This window comes from Pseudomonas sp. M30-35, from assembly GCF_002163625.1.
Lineage (GTDB): Bacteria > Pseudomonadota > Gammaproteobacteria > Pseudomonadales > Pseudomonadaceae > Aquipseudomonas.
In genome coordinates this window covers 2,758,186-2,775,800 of sequence record NZ_CP020892.1, presented here as the reverse complement: position 1 = coordinate 2,775,800, position 17,615 = coordinate 2,758,186, and the positions used below count along the sequence as shown (strand labels likewise).

The window sequence follows — 17,615 nt, the reverse complement described above, 5'->3', positions numbered from 1 at the left end:
GTCGCTGCCGCTCAACCTCGCTGAGCGACAGTAATTAAGCTCAGTTACTGGCTTCAGGCGCGGCAACGCGAAGGCTTGCGCCGTGGCCACGCATCAACAGGTAGTGGAACAGCGCGCCAAGTAGTGCTCCGAAAATCCACGAGAAACCATTGAAGATAGCGAGACTTGGTACCCAGACCGTGGCGACCGAAAAGATTGAGGCAATGGCGAACGCGACCATGGCTTTGCGGTTCCAGCCGCCATCGTAGTAATAGCTGGCATCCTGATCCGCACTGAACAGGTGTTGCAGGTTGAGGTTTTGTTTACGGATCAGGTAATAGTCCGCGACGATAATGCCGTAGAGCGGGGCGAGCACGGCGCCCAAAGTGTCAACGAAGCCGGCAATGCCTACTTGGCTAATAAACGAGACCCACAGCGCACCGATAAAGAAGGCAATGCCAGCAGTGATAAAGCCCCCGGTGCGCGCACTGATGCGGTCGGGCGCCAGATTGGCGATGTCATAGGCGGGTGGAATAAAGTTGGCCACCAGATTGATGCCGACCGTAGCCGCAAAGAAGGTGATTGCCGCGATGATAGTCAGCGTCAGGTTGTCGACACGAGCAATGATGTCCGTCGGGTTGGTCAGCGTTTCACCAAACACAACAACGGTGCCTGCGGTGATTACCAGGGCAATCATCGAGAAAATCGCCAGACTCACAGGCAAGCCGAGGAAGTTGCCGATGGTCATCTGTTTTTGAGTTTTAACAAACCGGGCGAAGTCGCCGTAGTTAATAACCACTGCTGCGAAGTAGGCAACCATCGTACCGACCACGGCTGCGAACGCGGCGATAGGGCCAGCTTCGTACTCTCCTGTGCCGCGGAAAATTGTACTCAACTCGCTGAGTAACGATGGACCTGCCTTGTACCAAATCATGATCATCAAGGCGATCATGACCGCATACACCAACGGGCCTGCCCAGTTGAGAAACTTGGTGATCCAGTCGATGCCACGCAGAAACAATACGACCTGAAAAATGCACACAATCACATAAGACAACCAGCCGATTGTGGTCATCCCCATAAATGTAACGCCCGAACCCGCGCCAAAAACCGAGTTGAGCATCAAGGCCACAGCAGTTGAGGCGAAGTAGGTTTGCACTCCATACCAGAAAATTGCCACAACACCGCGCACTATTGCGGGGAAGTTTGCACCACGAACGCCCATGCTGGCGCGAGCCATGACCGGAAACGGAATGCCGTATTTAACGCTGGGCTTACCGGTTAGCTGGACTAAAAACATCACAATAAAGCCGGCGAGAACAATGCCAGACAACACAGCCCAGCCACTCAATCCGTATGAGATGAACAGTGTGGCAGCCAGCGTGTAGCCAAACAGGCTCTGAATATCGTTGGACCAGACATTGAATATCTCAAAACTGCCCCAGTTGCGTTTTTTATGTTCAAGCGGCGCAAGGTCATCGTTATACAGAGAGGGTTCGATGTGCTTTATTTTCAGATCTTCATCGGGCATTGGAACGTCCTTAATTATTAGTTCGCCAGCGTGGCGTTATCGGGCGATTGTATGCATTTATTGTTCCGTATTTTGCGGGTGCGGCGTGAGTCACTGGGCAATGTTGTACACATATTTGTTGATTAAACGCAACAATGATATTTTTTATTGGCACAAAAAAAGGCCATTGCGCGTATACGCAATGACCTTTGAAAACCTGAAATGTTACGTGAGTGGCCTTATTTGACCCCCGCTCGCCATCAATGGAACGGAAAGATGTAGTTTAGCCAGGAGGACATGCGCAGGAGTATCTTGCGCATGACTGATAGATGGTGGAAATGTTCAGTATAAATCGCTGCCTGGGCATAGGCTCCGCCAGGCATAAGATCGCGATACTGATCGAATTTTGGGTCGGTGATCTCAATGAAAACCGGTACGCGACCCGGTGGTGGAGACTTCGAGTAACTGATCATATCGCCGCTCGGTCGGACCTGACCTTCGCCAATCACCTTAGATATAAAGCTGACCTTGCCAGAAAATACTTGGCCTGGAATACCATCAAAGGCAATTTCAGCCTGGTCTCCGGCCTTTAAGCGCAACTGGCTATTCTGGCGCATCCAAGCAGTGTAATAGTGCTGCTCTTGCGGAATGAAAATCATCGACGGGGATATAGGGAAGCGTGCGGCGCGTACGCCTGGTCGCAGCGAAACCTGTGTTACGAAGCCATCCGCTGGTGCACGAACAACGGTGTGGTCGAGGTTGTACTGAGCCCCAACTATTTGTGCAGTCAGGTCTTGGACATTGGCCCTGGCCAGATCAAGGTTACGGCGGTTCCCCACATTGCGTTTCACCAACTCGGCAGCTCTGCTTTGGTCTGCTTTGGCAGACGTTAACTGGGCCTTAAGTGAGTCGAGTTTCGCTTGGAAAGGGGTTGCGTCGATGCGAAACAATATATCGCCTTTCTTCAACTGTTGATTGGGCTTGACCGGCACTTCAGCAACGATTCCGCTAACAGCGGGATTAATCGGTGTGGACACGAAGTAAGAGCGAGTTGCTTCGGAATAGGGGTGGTTGTAATTCATTGCAAAAACTAACGTGCCGACAAGCACAATGCCACCCAATACGGCCGTGGGTACGGTCCATTTATTCATTGGGATTTTGAATAGCTTGAAAATGGCGATGCAAAAAGCGGCATAAGTCAGAACCATTAATGTTTCCATTATGGGCGCTCCTCGCTTGCTAGTGGGGCAGGTTGCTCAGGCTCTGTAGGCGCTGTTCCCTCCAGGATTGCAAGACGCTGTTGTAAATCCGCGACTTGACTCTCCAGGTGTAGAACATGATTTTTCGGAGTCCCTCCATCAGAGAGGCCCCAGCCGCGGTCTTCGCGATAGAGCATGGCCCAGATCCATAACAGCGGCCAAAGTGCATGGAGGGTGAAGAGGCTCACCCATCCAGTAGCGTGAATGGCATCTTGGTGGGGGTGGTTACGGCGCACCGCGATTTCGTATGGAATGTCGTGCAGCGCAATGATCCCGTAGAACAACACGATCACCACGAAAAACACGAGGCCTAGTGCAACATAATCAAGCATGTTTCTTCCCTGTGCTGTTATCAGTTTTCAGGGAGGTTTACCCACTCCCGATTTTTCAGACATGGGGTAAAGGATGTTGCGTGGTTCTGGCAACAAACACCTGCTTATCCCTGTCCTGGATACGAGTGCGATTGTAATCTTTTTTCTGCACGGCAGTCTTTGCCAAGGTTGATGCCGCCAAAAAAAGGCAATTGCGCGTTTACGCAATTGCCTTTTGGCCGAACATCAATCTTTAGAAGTAGTATTTCACCAGCGCCTGAACCGCAGTCTGGTCAAAGCCATCAGCAGAACCGTCCACCGGTTTAACCCCGTACTTGTTGTGCCACATGTTCAGCTCGGTACCGACGTACAGTTTGCGCTCTTGGTTGAACAGCGCCTTGCCAGCATCCCACTTGATCTGAATCGATGAGCCAACCGAGGTCTGGGTTCCTGCCTCGTCGGATGGTGCGCGCCAATCGAGGAAACCATCAATCAAGAAGTCCTGATCGCCAATTGTAAATGGATAGGCGCCAGCAACCGTCAACTGGGTGGTGTAGCCGTTGCTATTGCTATCGGCAAAGAACACCTGCTTGTTGATTTTGACCTGATACAGGTTGGTTTGGAAAAACGCAAACCCCGGTACGTTCCAATCAAAACCCAAACCGTAAAGATAGTTCTCGGTGCCAGGGCCGCCTTCGCCTTTCTCGTAGGTAAAGGCCGCTTTTACGTCTTTAAGCGGGCCGGCGGAGAGGTCTTGACCGGTTAGCCAACTGAGGCTGACCCGTGGCGAGAACTCCATGTAATAGAAGGTGTTGTGTTCTTTTTGCTTGAAGGTGTTGTTGCTGAAGCTACCGCGCGATTGCGTGTTGTCGGCATTGATGTAGTCGATGAAGTAGAAGACATCGCCCCAGACCCAGCCGCTGGCATGTTCGAAGGTAAATGTGCTCTGTGAGCGTTGTTCTTCCGCGTTGTAGTTCATGCGCTGGAAGTTACTGCCGTTGAGGTAACTGAGGCTATTGCTTTGCCACAGCAACATGTCATCAGCGAGTGCGTTTTGACCAGCGAGTAAACCGGCTGTCAGAGCCAGGCCGTGAGGCAGGTGCTTCAGGTTCATCAAGTTTTCCTTATTGTTGTTGGACTTAATAACGCGTTGCATACCTAGGTCGCGCCGCTGGCCTTTAGCAGTGGCTGTTTGGACTATCGACTCAGTGTTGGTTTAGCGAAGCTAGATTTTCGCTGGCTGCTTTCTGGACGCTGCAGAGGCTGCACGCCTGGGCAGCCCTGGCGTGCAAAGATTTTCGTGGCTGTAGTCGTCGACATATTCAGGCCTGCGATTGGTTGTATACGGTCATGGGCTTGGGACGTTTCACGAACTGGTTAACGGCTGCTAAAAGCTGTCTGTTCGGTCAGGATGTTTGGACTATATCAATATGTTTACAAGGTGAAAAACAATTTATTTAATTATTGTGCACAAAAAATGAACCGTCGGTCACACAGGTACCGGGCAGCTGTTGTACTTTTGTATTCAATGGCTCTAGAGCGGGATTTTCAGCGAGGCAGGCAAGAGTTGGGCTGAGTGCCCAGATTAAAAGTCTGGTTAGTGCTGGATGGGGGGCAGGGCGTGCTAGGTGCTCCCGAGCGGAGGCAGGGCGTTGAATGTGCAGGCCCTTGAATAAAAAATGCCGCACCCTTGGCGGGCGCGGCATTGGTTTTGATTAGTTGATTTGGGCACCTTTGGCGATCCAGTTACCCACTAGGTCACGCTCTTCCTGGGTCATCTTAGTGATGTTGCCCAATGGCATGATGTGAGTCGCTACAGCTTGCGCCTGGATGCGTGTGGCCATCTGCTTGATTTGCGTCGGGGTATCAAACATCACACCTCCCGGTGCGGCGCTGAACATCGGGCTACTTGGCGTGGCGGAGTGGCAAACGGTGCAACGCTCTTGAATGACGCCGTCCACTTGCTTGAAGCTATCCGCCCCGTCAACGCCAGCAGTGTCTGTGTTGGCTTGAGCAGGTTCGCTCGCTGCTTGCTCAGGCTGATTTCTGGCGTTTTTATCAGCGCCTGGTCCCGGGCGGGCAGTGCCCGGCAGTGGCGCATACTTGATCGCGGCTGGTTTGCTTGCAACTGCGTTGGCTGGCTGTGAAGCCGGACCCGTTACATAGGCCAAGCAGACCATCGCCAATGCGCCAGCAGGCAGCGCCCAAGCGAACCTGTTGCTGTTGTGGCGGGTGTTGAAGTAGTGACGAATCAATACCGATGCAGTCGCAATACCCGCCAGAATCAGCCAGTTGTAGCTACTACCGTAAGTGCTCGGGAAGTGGTTGCTGATCATGATGAACAGCACTGGCAAGGTGAAGTAGTTATTGTGACGCGAACGCAACAGGCCTTTGGCTGGCAATGATGGATCTGGCGTGCTGCCTTCTTCAATGGCTTTAACCAATGCACGCTGCGCTGGCATGATGGTGCGGAAGACGTTACCGACCATGATGGTGCCGATGATGGCGCCGACATGGATGTAGGCACCGCGACCGCTGAACACTTGGCTCAAGCCAAATGAGGCAGCAACCAGCAAGACGAACAGAACCAGGCCGAGTAGGGCAGGTTGTTTACCCAGTGGCGAGTCGCAAAGGATGTCGTAGATGAACCAACCGGCAACCAGCGAGCCGATGCCGATGGCAATGGCTGTAGCAGGTGTTAAATCGCTGCCTGGAGCAATCAGATACAGCGATGGGTTGAGGTAGTAAACAATCATCAACAAGGTAACGCCGGACATCCAGGTCCAGTAGGCTTCCCACTTGAACCAATGCAGGTTGTCCGGCATTTTTGGCGGGGCCAGCTTGTATTTTTCCAGGTGGTAGATACCGCCACCATGAATCGCCCATAAGTCGCCTGCGAGGCCATCTTTAGGGTTGACGCGATTCAGGTTGTTTTCCAGCCAGACGAAATAGAAAGACGCGCCAATCCAGGCGATACCAACGATCATGTGAACCCAACGCACGCTAAGGTTCAGCCATTCAATCAAATGTGCTTCCACAGTCTTTACCTCTTTCCCAGTGCCCTAAATCGGGTCCCCTGGGCTTCTCTTATTGGTGGGGGTTGAGGAGCAACTGGGCATCCTCAGTAAAGAAGTACTCATCACAGTTGTTACCAGAACCACTGCGATCAACCACCAGGAAGTCATCCCGCTTTTCGATCGTAAGCACCGGATGGTGCCAAACGCCGCGATGGTAATTGATGCCCTGCTTTCCGTTACTACGGAAAGCGCGGACAAGCTCTGATTCAGGTGCATCGCCAATTGGCGCGACCACGATCAGAAAGGGGTTGCCGAGCAGCGGTATAAACGCTTGGCTGCCCTGCGGATGGCGCTCCAACATGCATACGGTCAGCGGCATCTCTAACGCTTCAGCGCTGAAAATACTGATAATCGCCTTATCGTCTGGCTGTGCGGTCTCGACTGTGGCCAGTTTGTGATAGCGGCGAGTTGAACCGTTATTGATCATGAAATACTCGCTGCCTTCAGTCTCGATGACATCGCCAAAAGGGGCGAATGCTTCTTTGCTCAAGGGCTCAATGATCAGTTTACGCATGACGGACATTCTCTTGTCTGGGAACCACCGCAGGCGGGCAGTGATTCCTCACTAATTATTTTTTTAGAGCAGGCAGGGCGTGCGGCCCTGCCGTCAAACTTTATGCTTACTTCTACTTGTTTACTTAGTCACTTTGCCGAACAGGCGTAGGCGGCTGATGCCACCATCCGGGAACACGTTCACGCGTACGTGAGTGAGGGTGCCCAGTGCTTTGATCTGCTCTTTGAACTCGTGTTCTGCGTGCATTTCCAGTTTTTGGCTTGGCAACAGCTCGCGCCAGAAAAGACTCTGGGTTTCGATCTGGCTGTCGGTGCCACCTTTAACGAAGGCGCCCTGGATCGAGCAGCTATCCGGGTAGTTGCCTTTGAAGTGCAGAGTGTCGACGACGATACGCTCGATCTCGCCTGGCGCGCCCAATGCAACGATAACCCAATCGTTACCCGGAGTACGGCGACGTGCCGTTTCCCAACCGTCGCCCATGTTGATGCCACGGCCCGGGTTGAGGATGTTGCTCATGCGGCCGAAGTGTTCATCAGAACACGCCAGTGCGCGACCGCCATTCAATGCGGCAGCCAAATCGACTTCTTCGTTGTCGCCGACAGTACTCCAGTCACGGAACGGAATGCCATGAACGCGCAGGCGAGCAACACCGCCATCCGGGTAGATGTTAAAGCGCAGGTGGGTGAACGCCTGAGCATTGTTGATTTCGTGGTAATGGTGGCTGTTGCCTTGTAGCTCAACTGCGCCGAGGACTTCAGACCACTCGGTGGCGTCAGTCGGGTCACCTTCAGCGACGAAGCAGGCTTCAAGCGAGGCCGACGGCGGGAAGTTGCCAGTGAAGAAGCTGGTGTCGATATCAACACCTTTGATCGAGCCTGGAACGCCAAGGCGAATGACGGCACTGTCATAACCTTCAAAGCGCTTGCGACGTGACTCCCAGCCGTCCATCCACTTGCCGTTGTCATCGAAAACGCCCTCCTTCCATACAGCCGGCGTCGGCTGGAACAGGCGGTTAACGTCGGCGAACCAGTCATCGGTTACCGAAATAGCCTTGGTTCCCAGGCGGGCGTCGGCGAGGTTGACGTATTTTTCGAAAGGTACGGCATAAGCTTTCATGAATGTCTGCCTTGTAAGATGGCGTAGGAGAATAATCGCGTTGCTGTTTGCAGAGTTCTCCGGTCGGAGCTACAGCTGCTGCAAGCGGAACAGCGCAATCTTGTTGATTTCAGCCAGAGCACGAGCAAATTCCTGTTCCGGAGTGTTATTTAGTCGCTCCTCGAATGCTGCAAGGATCTGGTGACGATTACTGCCTTTCACCGCCATGATGAAGATGAAACCGAATTTTGCTTTATACGCATTGTTCAGCTCTGTGAAACGGGCGAATTCCTCGGCGGTGCAATCTTGGATGCCCGCACCGGCCTGCTCTGAAGTAGAAGAGGCGGTTAGCTCACCCTGAACCGCAGCTTTACCAGCCAGGTCCGGGTGAGCGTTGATCAGTGCCAGCTGCGTATCACGGCTAGCACTGAGCAAAATGTCGGCCATGCGCTGTTGCAAGCCGTCAATGTCATTGAGTGTCTCATCGGCGCCGAGGTCGTATGCCTTTTCGGCAACCCAAGGCGAGTGTTCATAAATATCAGCGAAGGTGCTGACGAACTCTTCGCGGCTTAGCTGCGCAGGTGTCAGGGTCTGAAAGCGGCTCATTAAGCGTGCTCCTGCTTGAATGGATGAGTGGCATGCCAGTGGCGCGCTATGTCTACGCGGCGGGCGATCCAGACTTTATCGTGGCTCTTAACGTATTCAATAAAGCGTGCCAGTGCTGCCAGGCGTGCTGGGCGACCCAATAAGCGGCAATGCATACCGATTGAGAGCATTTTAGGTGCGCCTTCTACGCCTTCGGCATACAGCACATCAAATGCATCTTTAAGGTATTCAAAGAAATCATCGCCCTTATTGAAGCCCTGTGCCTGAGTGAAGCGCATGTCATTGGTGTCGAGCGTATACGGGATCACCAGATGAGGCTTGGCCTCGGTGCTGGCCGGGTCCCAGTAGGGCAGGTCATCGTCGTAGGTGTCGGAGTCATAGAGAAAGTTACCTTCTTGCATGACGATGCGACGGGTATTTGGACCTGTACGGCCGGTGTACCAACCGTACGGGCGCTCGCCGGTAATCTCGGTGAGGATGCGGATTGCTTCGAGCATGTGCTCGCGTTCCTGCGCCTCATCCATATATTGATAGTCGATCCAGCGGTAGCCGTGGCTGCAGATTTCGTGACCAGCGCCAACCATCGCCTTGATAACGTCGGGATGACGCTCTGCGGCCATCGCCACAGCAAACACGGTCAGTGGGATATCGTGTTTCTGGAACAGCTTGAGCAAGCGCCAGACACCGGCACGGCTGCCATACTCATAAAGCGATTCCATGCTCATGTTGCGCTCGCCTTGCAGCGGTTGAGCCGAAACCATTTCCGACAGAAAAGCTTCAGATTCCTTGTCGCCATGCAGAATGTTGCGCTCGCCACCTTCCTCATAATTGAGAACAAAGGACAAAGCGATGCGTGCATCATTCGGCCACTGCGGATGCGGTGGGTTGTTGGCGTAACCGATCAGGTCGCGTGGGTATTCAGCGCTCACTGCAGTCTTCCTTCTAAATGTGTTGCGGTCGTTACATCCTGGTTTTCAAGGATGCGGCCGGGTGATGTAATTGTATACAAAGTGTAGCGCATTTTGTAAATCTAAAATTTCACTATTTTCTCTTCTGATTCAAAAGCAAGAAACTTGCCTAACTGGTCAAGTCGTATCGCTGAAAGTGGCTTTTTTCGGGCAATATGGAATTTTTGGCCAAATATTTGTACGGGGTGCAAGGCGGGTCTATAGCAGGATTTATTGTGTACAATCAGTGATAAAAGTGTCGCAAATAATTTTTTACATGCTATTCTCAACTCATCTCAAGGCCTCAGCGCCTTGGCTTACGTCCTATAAACATCAGAAGAGGAGGTGCGGTTTTTGCCTGTTATGTGATTAACAGTGTGAAGGCCCTGGCCAAATGGGAAGACTGACAACTCACGTACTCGATGCTGCACATGGCTGCCCCGGTAGCGACCTGAAAATTGAATTGTTCCGTGTTGAGGGGGCTCAGTTAGAGCTGCTGACAACCGTGCAAACCAATAGTGACGGCCGTTGTGATGCACCTGTACTGCAGGGCGATGATTACCGCACTGGGGTTTATCAACTGCATTTCCATGCAGGCGATTATTACCGTGCGCGCGGAGTCAAACTGGCCGACCAAGCTTTTCTGGATGTCGTTGTTTTACGTTTTGGTGTCGATGCTGGGCAAGAGCACTATCACGTACCTCTGCTAATTTCGCCTTACAGCTATTCGACCTATCGAGGCAGCTAACGCCGTTTGATGGATCACGATTTACCCGAATGCTTGTCACCCTCAGACTCAATAGAAGAGTCCTTGCCCGTACCACACTGCGGGCTTTTTTTTGCCTGTGCGTTGGAGCCCCAAAACACCTGTACAAAACTGGCTGCATCGCAATTATTAACCCACTGCATGTGAGGCAATATCTTTGCAATCAAGCGGTGTCTGGTTAGTCAGGAATAGGCATTTCTAATCGCAGATTTTGGGCTGTTTCAGGTTACTCAAGCGGCGCCTCAAGTGTTCGGCAAAGGTGATGGTCATTTTTGACTTGGCCGTGTGTTCGGGATAAATGATGCCAACCCGAAAGGAGACAAGTGGTCTGAAAGAGCGGAACACGATTTTTTCCTGAGCACAGGTTGCTCTATAACCGGCCTCAGTAATCGGGTCTATGACGCAGATTCCCAATCCACGCTCGACAAATCGCAGTGCGGGGAAGAAAAAACGTGTACGTAAACGGACGTTCAAACGGCAGTTCGCCGCAACAAATAGGCTATTGAGTGTGTGAGCGCTTATATGGTCGGCGTAGAGTAGAATCATGTGTTCATTGTCGAGCAGTTGGGGCGTGATAACCTCCATTTTTGCCAGCGGGTGTTTTGCTGGTAATGCGCACACGCACTCCAGATCAAACAGTTCTGTTTCGATCGAAGCGGCTGGCCCGCTAATTTCTGCAAGCGCTAGATCATACTGGGAAGATGCGGTCCACTCCCTTACACCTTCCGATGTTCGAGTCTGCATTGAGACCTGCACCTGTGGATGTTCATCGAGAAAGTCTGCGATCAGATCAGGCATGAAGGAGTACGAGGGGCCCGGCATACAACCTATGCGTAGGAATCCGTGCTGGCTATTCTGGATGTCCTGGATCGTTTGAGAGACATCGGTAATACGTGAAAAAATGCCTTCGACCTCGGTATAGAGGTATTTTGCTTCGGGCGTTGGGTATAGGCGGCGTTTACGGCGCTCAAAAAGCTTGAAACCTATTTCTTTCTCTAGCCCGGCGATCATCATGCTTACCGCTGGCTGGGTTTTGAATAGCCGCTTGGCAGCCTCCGACACAGAACCGGTCAGCATGATCGTGCGGAAAGCCTCCATCTGGCGCAGGTTCATCATGTGCTCCATAAGAAAAACTGATGATATTCTAAATAAATAAGATTTGTATTTATGAAGTGAAATAGTGACTATCAGGTCATCAAGCGCTTGTTTCAAGCGCAGCTGATCCCTCTGAAGATCTGCTGCACAAATAAAAATAATATGTAGCGAGACCGCCATGACCCTTCAAGTAGCCCTCTACAAATCTGTCACTTTATACGCAGCTTAGCTGGAATCAGCAGGCGCGTTATGTCCAACGCTTAGACTACAGTCCACACATAGATTATTTGCTGGTTTTTAGATGATCAGCAAAAGCGGACTGTATCCGGCGGTTAATTAATTAAAAGCAACAGCAATAATTGCATGTTGATGTTTTGAGCATTGATCGTTAGGACGGTATTTAAGCACTGCATGCCAAAAGCAAGTGAGCCTGAAACAGGACAGAAGTTTAGGTGGCATATGAACAGAAGAAAAATAGATGTGATGATGTCCAGCATCCTAATACTGTCCTCGCTGGTTATATTGACGAGTGATAGGTTAGTCGATGGCGGCATGGAGACTGATTTGGGCTCTATGTTTCTTCCTCGGATTGTTGCCTGTTTCATAATAGCGCTTGCGCTGATGATTGGTTGTTCGTCGCTGTATAAAATGATCTCTCATGCATCATTGGCTCAGGCTGAGGTCATAAGTTTCACTGGTATGCTGGGTATCTTATGTTATGTGGGCCTATTGTTAATTTACTGGTTCAGCATGCCATACGTAGGTTTTATTATTTCTACTTCTGTTGTTATGTTTGCTGTTTCATGGCTGCTGCAAGGCCGCAATATAGTCGTTATTTTATTGCTTTCCATCATACTGCCGCTTGTTGTGTATTACGGCAGCAGTAGTTTGTTGCGTCTTGAGCTTCCAGTTTGGTCCATAACTTAAGAGGTTTGATATGTTCGAAGTCTTAAATAATATGGTCAATGGCTTAGGCGCTGTTTTGGCAGTGGGGCCAATTCTTGGAATTATTGTGGGTGTGTGTATCGGCATGTTCTTCGGTGCAATCCCTGGTATATCAGCAATTATGGCAATCGCAATCATTCTGCCATTCACCTTTTATGTAGATCCCATAATTGGTATCACCACGCTCCTTGCTGTGTACAAATCAGGTATTTATGGTGGATCAATTTCAGCTATTTTAATTAACACACCTGGCGCAGCAGCCTCTTTCCTTACTGCTCAGGATGGGTATGCATTGACCAAGATGGGCAAGGCTGGTAAGGCACTTGCCATGGCCTTGTATGCATCTGTAACAGGTGAGGCGCTGGCCACCCTGGTGCTTATTTTTGTCGCAGCCCCTATCTCAATAATTTCATTACAGGCTGGCCCTATCGAAAAAGTTTTTCTCTTGATATTTGCATTTACAGTTGTTGGCTCAATGACGGGGGAGTCAATACCTCGAGGAATATTGTCGTGCTGTCTGGGTATGTTGTTTGCCATGGTGGGCATGTCAACAATAACCGGCGCAACGCGATTAACTTTTGGCATTCCGGAGTTAATGAGTGGATTTACGTTTTTGCCAATGTTGATTGGTGTGCTCGTAATGCCTGAGGTCATTGAGGCAATCAAGCGGCGTAAAGAACCACATCAGAACGTCTCTTTCGATAAAGCGGCAAGCCCGGATGATAACCGCGTGACATGGAAAGAGTACCGTTCAGTTTTTGGAACAATTATCAAGTCTTCCTCAATAGGAACATTCATTGGCGCGTTGCCCGGCTTAGGATCAAGTGCTGCTGCGTTTCTTGCCTATGGAGAGGCTAAGCGCACGGCTAAGAATCCAGATGAGTTTGGCAAGGGGTCGATTCGAGGAATCGCTGCTGCGGAATCTGCTAATAATGCGGTGTGTGGCTCAAGTATGATTCCCATGTTGACCTTGAGCATTCCAGGTGATGATGTAACGGCCTTACTGATGGGCGCTTTCTTGATACATGGAATAACACCAGGGCCCACTATTTTTTACGAACATACGGATGTTATTTATGCGATCTTCGCCGGTTTTTTGATTACAGACTTATTCCTGTTATTCATTGCCCGTGCCGGTTTTAAGTTTTGGATTAAGGTGTCATCCGTTCGTCGATGCTACATTTTCCCATGTGTTACGGTGTTTGCATTCTTTGGCGCTTATAGCGTAAGCCAAGATATGTTCAATGTACTGATATTGATTGTGTTTACAGTGTTCGGATATGCAATGCGTTTGGTTGGGCTAAATGCTGCTGCTTTTATCATCGGTTTTATATTGACGCCGCTGCTTGAGCAAAACTTGGACCAGGCTGTTGCGATCGTGGGTGATGATTATTCGCTCATCTATCAGTCGCCTTTCGCTTGGGCGTTTACAGGCTTGACCTTGTTTTCGCTTTATTCGGCTTTTCGTCTTAATAAAAGAAAGCTAGGTCGCTCCGGGTTCGTCGCAAAGAAGAATAGTGATGATCATTCACAAGATAAATCAAAAACGGTGTTGGAGTAACTTGCTTGTACGTTAGATGTTGTTGATTGTTTCTGATGTTATTGACTTGCAATGGAGATGGACTCATGAAAATAAAAGCCAAAAGCCTGCTGATAATTACGGCGCTAGTTGTTATGCCAATCTTAACCGCTAGCGCATTTGCGGATTACCCTGAAAAGCCGATCAAAGTTATTGTGCCTTGGGGGGCGGGTGGAGATTCAGACCTTACCACTCGCGTCTGGGCGGGAGCGGTGGAAAAGGTATTTGATAAACCTGTTATCGTGATCAATAAGCAAGGCGGAGGCGGGGTCATTGGTACCGCCTTTGTAGCCAGGGCTAAAAGTGATGGCTATGTGTTAGTCAATGCGGGGCTCAGCAATGTATTGGTCACCCCAAATTTCAGTAAAGTACCCTACGACTTCAATAGCTTTGAGCCTGTAGTTAAGTTGTCGTCTGTACCATTAGGGGTTCTGGTTAACGCGGAAAGTCCGTATAAAACATTTGATGACTTTATTGCTGCTGCGAAAGCGGGGACTCTGACTCAAGGCTCTTGGGGGGCTGCATCCTCTGGAACAATTCTTGCCAATATTATTGCTGGCCAAGCGGGTTACAAGGTTAAATTTGTCAATGCTAATACGACTGCCGAGTCCATGGTTGCGTTGATAGGTGGCCACATTGACTCTGCTGTATCTTTTCCCCCTGCGTTTGCACCACATGTCAAGTCTGGACGCGCGCGGCTCTTGGTTCTTAATAAAAAAATGCCAGAGTATCCTGATGTACCTACCTTCGCTGATTATGGAATAAAAGGTAGCTTTGAAGGATGGTCTGGAATTTTTGCACCTAAAGGCACCCCTAAAGACGTCATCGACAAACTGGTGGCTGCAAGTACAACAGCGATGCAAAGTCTTGAGGTCGTTTCTGCGTTCAAGAATATGGGTGCCGCTATAGATTTACGTCATGGCGAAAGTTGGAAGACAGAACTTCTTGATGATTATGAAACAATGAAGCAAACCGCCGTTGCTATGAAAAAGTGACAGAGGTCTCTGCACGTATATTCAATTTTTGTTGCGCTGTTTAGTTAAGACTCTATGCGTGATGCTTAAACGTTAATCAATCTATGGGTGTAAGACGGTTTTAATATCGATCATACCTTTTGCCTGCGTATTGAGAGTTGTAAGTCATTAATCAATTATTTGTTGCCGCTAAAAAACAAAGGTGAGTGTCATGGTTTCACCCTTAAATATTGCTGTTGTAGGTGCGGGAATAATTGGTTTGTCGACGGCCTTATGGCTTCAACGCGCAGGTCTAAAGGTTACCTTGATTGATAAGTCCGAACCCGGTGTAGGTACATCATTTGGCAATGCAGGGCTATTTGCAGACTATGGCCGATTACCCATGGCCAGTTTTGAGCAGCTTTGTAAAATTCCGGGAATGTTGATCGACAAGAGTAGCCCGCTGTCGGTCCAGCCCAGCTATGCGAAGAAGTTGATTCCGTATGCTTGGCATTTTGTTAAAGCGTGTAGATCCAGTAGTTATGCTCATGGTCGCGATGTCCTGACCGCGTTACAAATACTCGCGCCTGAAGCGGACAACGTTCTCCTGCGCGAAACTGGAGCAGAGTATCTGGTTCAGAGTAAAGGGTGTCTGGCATTGTATGGCACCGCCGAGTCTTTGCAGGCAGCGTATAGCGGAGAGTTACGAGAACGCCTGGAGCAGGGCGTTCGGATGGAGTCATTGTCCTCTGGTGAAGTCAGCGAGTTAGAGCCAGATCTAGCGCCATTTCATTCTGGTGGCGTGCTATATCCGGATACTCGTTTCACCGTCAGCCCCATTGCGTTAAGCCGCTGCTATGTGCGTGCTTTTTGCGAAAATGGTGGTCGCTTACTATCTGAAAATATTGTCTCGATCACTGATAACTCGGAGATGTGCAGCCTCCAGAGTCCTCAAAATACCTATCAGTTTGATCGTGTGGTGATATGTACAGGTGTTGCGGGTTCGCTCTTGACCCAGCAACTCGGTTGTAAGGTCCCGTTGGTCAGCGAGCGGGGTTATCACTTGATGCTTAATGCGCAGGAGTGGGGCATCAGTCGCCCAGTGGGTTGGCATGATCGTGCAGTATTTATGAGCCCAATGGAGGATGGGGTGCGTATTGCAGGTATGGCTGAGTTTGCAAAGCCAGGTGCGCTTGAAGGTGAGGCAAAAAAGGTGTGGATGCTTGATAGCGCAATTAAAATGATGGGTAAAGTACCTGATGTAACGTCAACGTGGGTTGGCAGCCGCCCATCAACCCCCGATTCACTTCCTGTGATCGGGCCTATCGCGGGCCATGACAAAGTATTAGTGGCATATGGGCATGGTCATCTGGGTTTAACGCTGTCAGCAGTAACAGGTCAGCTGGTGGCAGAGTGCATTGTTGGAAAGCCTAATCAAACATTGCTCGCTGCATTGTCACCGTCACGATTTAATCAGTGATTGATGGCCTATTAGTGTGCCGTACATGAGGTGTGCATGATCTTACAAGGTGGCTATAACAATCACGGCGCCCCAATCGGTGTCATTTCGTTGGACTCGTTTTTTCCAAAACCCGAGGGGCATATTAGATACGCTGGAACTTTTGATTTTCCCGTGATTTACAAAATAGTCAAAGGCGCGACGGTTGAGCGTCTCATTAGAGAGTGCGATCCCAAGTTGCTAGAACCGTTTACTCAAGCCGCACGTGAACTTGAGGCCGATGGTGTGAAAGCCATTACCGGTAGTTGCGGTTTTTTAGCACTGCACCAGAGGCAAATTGCCCAAGCGGTAAACGTTCCAGTATTTATGTCGAGTCTGATTCAGATTCCACTCGTCGCTCAAATGTTGAGCCCACGCCGAAAAATAGCTGTGATCGTTGCGAACAGTGATGCACTCACTCCAGATCACTTACAGGGTGCTGGAATCACTGACCAGCCGATCGTTATTGCAGGTATGCAGGATCAGCCACAATTTTCAGAAGTCATCTTGCGGGGGCGCTCTAATGATCTAGATATGCAAATATTTAGCGACGAGTTATTCAGTGTTGCGGAGCGTGTTCTATCGGAAAACCCGGATACCGGGGCGATAGTCCTTGAGTGTACTGACTTGTCGCATTTTGCCCCTAAACTCTATGAGCGCTTCAACATACCTGTATTCGATTTAAACAGCTTAATGCGTATGGTGGCTGCAACTGTTCAACGAACGCGGGCATGAAGTTCAGGCAACTGACTAAACCCTCCAGCCGACCGGGTTTCGGCTATTGCCCCATCCAGACCTGGTTGGGGCATTGGTTAGGCTGTTATTGACGGCTCAGTAACGAAGCTGTGCCGGCGGCGCCAAACAGGCCCGCGCTGATTCGGTTGAACCACACTTGGCCTTTGCCGGAGCGCAGATAACGGGCCGCACCTTGGGCGCTTAGGCCGTAGAACAGCTTGCAGGCGAGATCGAGAACTGCCCACGTGGCGATCATCACCAGCAATTGCTGGGGCAGTGAATGATCGGTAGAGAGAAACTGCGGCAGAAATGCTGCGAAGAACAGAATGTCTTTCGGGTTGCTCGCACCCAAACCAAATGCCTTCCAAAACATGCTGTTGAAACTGGGGTTTACCGGTTGTTCATCGGCAGTGGCAGGCTTGGCTGCTTGGCGTGAGGCCTGCAAGCTTTGCCAGGCGAGATAGAACAGATACAAAGCACCAATCAGTTTTAGCGCGGAGAACAGTTGCTCGGACGCCAGCAGTAGAGCGCCCAGTCCCAGAGCGGAAGCACTGAGCAGGCAGATGGAGGCTGACACACCGCCGATAAATGCGGGTATTGAGCGGCGCAGGCCATAGTTCAAGCTATTGCTGACCATCAACAGCGACAGTGGTCCGGGAATCAGGATCACAATCAACGCCGCGCTGCTGAACAATAACCAGGTTTCCAAACTCATGTTGCTTACTCCAGATGTTGAAAAACCCCGG

Annotated in this window: 17 protein-coding genes; 6 read left to right on the top strand and 11 right to left on the bottom strand. The window is 50.4% G+C overall.

Translation table 11 applies throughout. The features are described 5' to 3' along the window. Positions 1-40: 40 nt before the first annotated feature. The 9 genes from B9K09_RS12750 to puuE all read right to left on the bottom strand — a co-directional run bounded on the left by B9K09_RS12750 (position 41) and on the right by puuE (position 9,280). Entirely contained in the window at positions 41-1,510 is a 1,470-nt protein-coding gene (locus B9K09_RS12750; RefSeq protein WP_087517174.1) for an NCS1 family nucleobase:cation symporter-1, read from the bottom strand. A gap of 239 nt (positions 1,511-1,749) precedes the next feature. After that, positions 1,750-2,709 carry an HlyD family secretion protein gene (locus B9K09_RS12745; protein WP_087517173.1) on the bottom strand — a complete coding sequence of 320 codons (960 nt, stop codon included), beginning with the start codon at positions 2,707-2,709 and terminating at the stop codon, positions 1,750-1,752. Then, positions 2,709-3,080, bottom strand: coding sequence for a DUF3302 domain-containing protein (locus B9K09_RS12740; protein WP_087517172.1), 372 nt, complete (start codon positions 3,078-3,080; stop codon positions 2,709-2,711). The genes B9K09_RS12745 and B9K09_RS12740 overlap by 1 nt, the downstream gene beginning before the upstream one ends. 232 nt (positions 3,081-3,312) lie before the next feature. Then, positions 3,313-4,173 carry an outer membrane protein OmpK gene (locus B9K09_RS12735; RefSeq protein ID WP_087519089.1) on the bottom strand — a complete coding sequence of 287 codons (861 nt, stop codon included), beginning with the start codon at positions 4,171-4,173 and terminating at the stop codon, positions 3,313-3,315. A gap of 601 nt (positions 4,174-4,774) precedes the next feature. Then, positions 4,775-6,097, bottom strand: coding sequence for a urate hydroxylase PuuD (locus tag B9K09_RS12730; RefSeq protein WP_087517171.1), 1,323 nt, complete (start codon positions 6,095-6,097; stop codon positions 4,775-4,777). A 49-nt stretch (positions 6,098-6,146) separates the two neighbouring features. Next, positions 6,147-6,650 carry an ureidoglycolate lyase gene (locus B9K09_RS12725; RefSeq protein WP_087517169.1) on the bottom strand — a complete coding sequence of 168 codons (504 nt, stop codon included), beginning with the start codon at positions 6,648-6,650 and terminating at the stop codon, positions 6,147-6,149. 120 nt (positions 6,651-6,770) lie between these two features. Then, positions 6,771-7,766 (bottom strand): allantoicase, encoded by a 996-nt coding sequence (alc, locus tag B9K09_RS12720; protein ID WP_087517167.1) that lies wholly within the window; start codon positions 7,764-7,766, stop codon positions 6,771-6,773. Between the two features lie 69 nt (positions 7,767-7,835). Next, positions 7,836-8,351 carry a 2-oxo-4-hydroxy-4-carboxy-5-ureidoimidazoline decarboxylase gene (gene uraD, locus B9K09_RS12715; RefSeq protein WP_087517164.1) on the bottom strand — a complete coding sequence of 172 codons (516 nt, stop codon included), beginning with the start codon at positions 8,349-8,351 and terminating at the stop codon, positions 7,836-7,838. Next, positions 8,351-9,280 (bottom strand): allantoinase PuuE, encoded by a 930-nt coding sequence (puuE, locus tag B9K09_RS12710; RefSeq protein ID WP_087517162.1) that lies wholly within the window; start codon positions 9,278-9,280, stop codon positions 8,351-8,353. The genes uraD and puuE overlap by 1 nt, the downstream gene beginning before the upstream one ends. Positions 9,281-9,692: 412 nt before the next feature. On the opposite strand from puuE, the gene uraH reads away from it, so the two are divergent. Then, positions 9,693-10,046 (top strand): hydroxyisourate hydrolase, encoded by a 354-nt coding sequence (gene uraH / locus B9K09_RS12705; RefSeq protein WP_087517159.1) that lies wholly within the window; start codon positions 9,693-9,695, stop codon positions 10,044-10,046. Positions 10,047-10,262: 216 nt separating this feature from the next. Here uraH and B9K09_RS12700 read toward each other — a convergent pair whose 3' ends face one another. Beyond that, positions 10,263-11,339 carry a LysR substrate-binding domain-containing protein gene (locus B9K09_RS12700; protein ID WP_218191964.1) on the bottom strand — a complete coding sequence of 359 codons (1,077 nt, stop codon included), beginning with the start codon at positions 11,337-11,339 and terminating at the stop codon, positions 10,263-10,265. Between the two features lie 279 nt (positions 11,340-11,618). Between B9K09_RS12700 and B9K09_RS12695 the strand changes: the two genes are divergently transcribed. The 5 genes from B9K09_RS12695 to B9K09_RS12675 all read left to right on the top strand — a co-directional run bounded on the left by B9K09_RS12695 (position 11,619) and on the right by B9K09_RS12675 (position 16,869). Beyond that, positions 11,619-12,086, top strand: coding sequence for a tripartite tricarboxylate transporter TctB family protein (locus B9K09_RS12695; RefSeq protein ID WP_087519087.1), 468 nt, complete (start codon positions 11,619-11,621; stop codon positions 12,084-12,086). Between the two features lie 10 nt (positions 12,087-12,096). Next, positions 12,097-13,665, top strand: a complete 1,569-nt coding sequence (locus B9K09_RS12690; RefSeq protein WP_087517156.1) for a tripartite tricarboxylate transporter permease — start codon at positions 12,097-12,099, stop codon at positions 13,663-13,665. A 65-nt stretch (positions 13,666-13,730) separates the two neighbouring features. Continuing rightward, positions 13,731-14,678, top strand: a complete 948-nt coding sequence (locus B9K09_RS12685; RefSeq protein WP_087517154.1) for a tripartite tricarboxylate transporter substrate binding protein — start codon at positions 13,731-13,733, stop codon at positions 14,676-14,678. A 190-nt stretch (positions 14,679-14,868) separates the two neighbouring features. Beyond that, a complete protein-coding gene (locus B9K09_RS12680; protein WP_087517153.1) occupies positions 14,869-16,116 on the top strand; it encodes an FAD-binding oxidoreductase in 1,248 nt (415 codons plus the stop codon). Positions 16,117-16,152: 36 nt separating this feature from the next. Beyond that, positions 16,153-16,869: an aspartate/glutamate racemase family protein gene (locus B9K09_RS12675; protein ID WP_087517151.1), complete on the top strand. Its 717-nt coding sequence runs from the start codon at positions 16,153-16,155 to the stop codon at positions 16,867-16,869. Between the two features lie 85 nt (positions 16,870-16,954). On the opposite strand, the gene B9K09_RS12670 is transcribed toward B9K09_RS12675, so the two are convergent. After that, on the bottom strand, positions 16,955-17,584 hold the full coding sequence (locus B9K09_RS12670; protein WP_087517149.1) for a LysE family translocator: 630 nt from the start codon (positions 17,582-17,584) through the stop codon (positions 16,955-16,957). Positions 17,585-17,615: the final 31 nt, after the last annotated feature.